Origin of the sequence: Nereida ignava (genome assembly GCF_001049735.1) — a bacterium.
In the GTDB taxonomy this organism is placed as follows: domain Bacteria; phylum Pseudomonadota; class Alphaproteobacteria; order Rhodobacterales; family Rhodobacteraceae; genus Nereida; species Nereida ignava.
Map to the genome: position 1 here is coordinate 1 of NZ_CVPC01000057.1, position 2,538 is coordinate 2,538.

The 2,538-nt window shown below is 50.3% G+C and carries 3 protein-coding genes; 2 read left to right on the forward strand and 1 reads right to left on the reverse strand.

The features are described from left to right. Positions 1-350: 350 nt before the first annotated feature. Positions 351-980, reverse strand: a complete 630-nt coding sequence (locus NIG5292_RS14270; RefSeq protein ID WP_048600207.1) for a hypothetical protein — start codon at positions 978-980, stop codon at positions 351-353. A gap of 311 nt (positions 981-1,291) precedes the next feature. On the opposite strand from NIG5292_RS14270, the gene NIG5292_RS14275 reads away from it, so the two are divergent. Both NIG5292_RS14275 and NIG5292_RS14280 read left to right on the forward strand, forming a co-directional pair. Further along, on the forward strand, positions 1,292-1,618 hold the full coding sequence (locus tag NIG5292_RS14275; RefSeq protein ID WP_144412769.1) for a DUF6626 family protein: 327 nt from the start codon (positions 1,292-1,294) through the stop codon (positions 1,616-1,618). Between the two features lie 153 nt (positions 1,619-1,771). Then, on the forward strand, positions 1,772-2,134 hold the full coding sequence (locus NIG5292_RS14280; protein WP_048599813.1) for a hypothetical protein: 363 nt from the start codon (positions 1,772-1,774) through the stop codon (positions 2,132-2,134). Positions 2,135-2,538: the final 404 nt, after the last annotated feature.

Here is a 2,538-nt window from a genome sequence, read left to right on the forward strand (position 1 = left end):
TTAGACATTCAAGTATGTGAAGAATACATAGACACACTGAATGAGGGACGTGGACACAGCGGAAAGTCTGCTTTGATTGACTTTGTCGGGAACAAAAAAGYGTAAAATAAGCAGCGCTCACACACCGACCCCGCGCCCACAAAAAAAGCGTCTATCGTTTTGCTCCGCTGACGCTGTGTTTAGCTCTTCTCTCTCTATCTGTTTGATCTTCTTCGTTTGAGCTTTTGTTGCTGTGTTCTTTTGAACCTTCGTTAGTTTGAACAACAGCTCGTGAACAAGGATGTGCCAAGACCTGCGCCTTTGGCATCTGTGTTGTTCAAGCTGCTCAGGTGTTTGCTGCGCGAAGGGGCTTAGCCACGCTCCATCATCTGCAAATCACCGCTTGCCTCATATTGTGCCTTTTGATCGTTTAATGCCTGTTGTGCCTGCTGTAGCCAGAGTGGGCTGGCTGCCCGTGTAATACGATGTGCTTGTTGTTGGGTGTAGTTGTCGTTGGGCGCAAAGTTTAACTGTGCATTATCCCAGCAAAGGTTGTCTGAGATTGTGTCACTGCCCATGCGCCAGTATTCGTGAGTGACATAGCTTGTCACAGCTGCACGGTCTTTTACGGGCATGATCCAGTTCTTTGCCAATGGCGCTGTTTGCGCATGATGCTGCGCCCAGACTGCGTTGAGCAAACAGCATGTCTGTTCCGTGTCCTGCAGTGGGCTTGGAATTACGAAGTGAACATGGAAGTTCTCGTGATCCGCGCCCTCATGTGCAAAGCACCAGCGCGGCACTCGCATGTTCTGACGCTCAGCAGCTTTGCCGTAGATCACGCGATCCACTTTGTTCCAGTAGCTGCGCAGGAGTTTGTTGGCAGTCTTACGTCCAGTCGTTCTGCCGTTCACAAACTTGAGCGTGCCGAACACATTCCAGTCTTGTGCCAACAAGTGCTGCACCAAAGCACGTCGTTCTTGTTTGCGTTGCTCAAATTCCATTGCGGTCCTCCATGTTTATTTATCAACGAAGGCGCAAAACGGGGCAGAAACGGGTTATGCTGTGCCCCCAACAACAGGCACACACAATTGTGTTGGAACCACTGTGTTGTAGGTTTGTGGTTGCAACACTGTGGTTGCACCACAGTCTCCTGAGAAATTCCCACAACACAGTATTGCACCAAAGCATCGCAAGAAGTTTTCGCAACACAGCTTCTGGCTTGTTTGCTGAGCGACACTATCCGCCCTCGTGTTACTCCAGCACGACCGTGTTTTGATAAATACTTGCGAGACCAAAACACTGGGAGAATTGGATGAGCATAAGACTATTAGAACACATGCGCGATGAATTGATCGCAACGGGCATTGTGCAGAACACACCAGAGTTCTGTCACAGCTGGCTGGGGCGCAGTGAGGGCTATATCCGCGTGCTACGCTATCACAACACCGAACCTAGTGTGGGCACGCTGAGCATCTGCTCAAGTAAGCTTGGGTATTATGCAGCGCGATTGGCGGCTAGTGATCAGCCACAGCATCAAGCGTGGAGTGAGCGTTTAGCAAACCTTAAGGCACTTTGTGATAGGGCCATAGCTGAGCAGTCAGAAGCAGTATGGCGTGCGCCGGAACGGATGGCGGTATAATGCGGTTTAATCATTGCAGCGTCATTTATGACGTGTCTCATCCGAAATTCCCCCTGCAGCCGCAAAAATCTGCGCTGCGGATTTTTCTAGGGAAGTACTTATCAAGTCTGGGTGGTCTTTTACTAACCCCACTCTCTTCAACTGGGTGCGCACATGACTGACCGCGAGGAACTACGCCGACTGATAGATGTGATTGAGAAGGCTTCAGCTAGCGTTCAGCTGGATCAAGCCATTGAAGACATTAAGACTTTTGCAAACACCACAAGCTTCTTGGCCAACAAGCTTGAGACGCGCCTCAAGGGTGGACAGGTAAAGCCAAAGAAACAGCCAAAGTCACGTATTGGCAAAGCCATTGCAGCTCCACCTGTTCCAAAGTCGAATGTGCCAAGTCAACAACAGGCGGGGCCAGACGCTGCAAGTGGCGGCATGCCCACAGCCCTATCAACTGCAACATCACAGGCAGACTACGACAAGCTCAAGCCGCAAGGCGCGCAGGGACCAATATCTGGCAACTGAGTATTGTGGCGTCACACAGCGTCTGTGCGCAGGCTGTAGGGCCAAGGGTATGCTGCTTTCATGTCAGTGTAGCGAGCAACTAGGGTTATTGCGCTACGCTGCTTTTTGGATGGAAACAAACATATATTGAGTTCATGAAGACTTGTAATTTTTGGTTGAAGGTCTGGCAGAGAGGTATGCCTTAGAAGGTGACTTCTTAAACTTTTGCAAAGCGGTCGTTGGTCCAAGACGCAGCGAACGGCGAGAAAGAGTCCATTTTGACCGATGCTGCCTCAAGGACAAACGACTGTTTTGATAGAATTGTGATCAGACGGTTGTCCCAACGCGTTGCACCCGAAACAGAACCAAAGAAGTCGCCGAGCCACGCGGATCAAAAGGCATATGGCCTAAATGACACGGCTTTA

Bases quoted from the DNA above. Each gene is read 5' to 3' on its own strand.
- NIG5292_RS14270 (WP_048600207.1), bottom strand. From the start codon at position 980: ATGGAATTTGAGCAACGCAAACAAGAACGACGTGCTTTGGTGCAGCAC.
- NIG5292_RS14275 (WP_144412769.1), top strand. From the start codon at position 1,292: ATGAGCATAAGACTATTAGAACACATGCGCGATGAATTGATCGCAACG.
- NIG5292_RS14280 (WP_048599813.1), top strand. From the start codon at position 1,772: ATGACTGACCGCGAGGAACTACGCCGACTGATAGATGTGATTGAGAAG.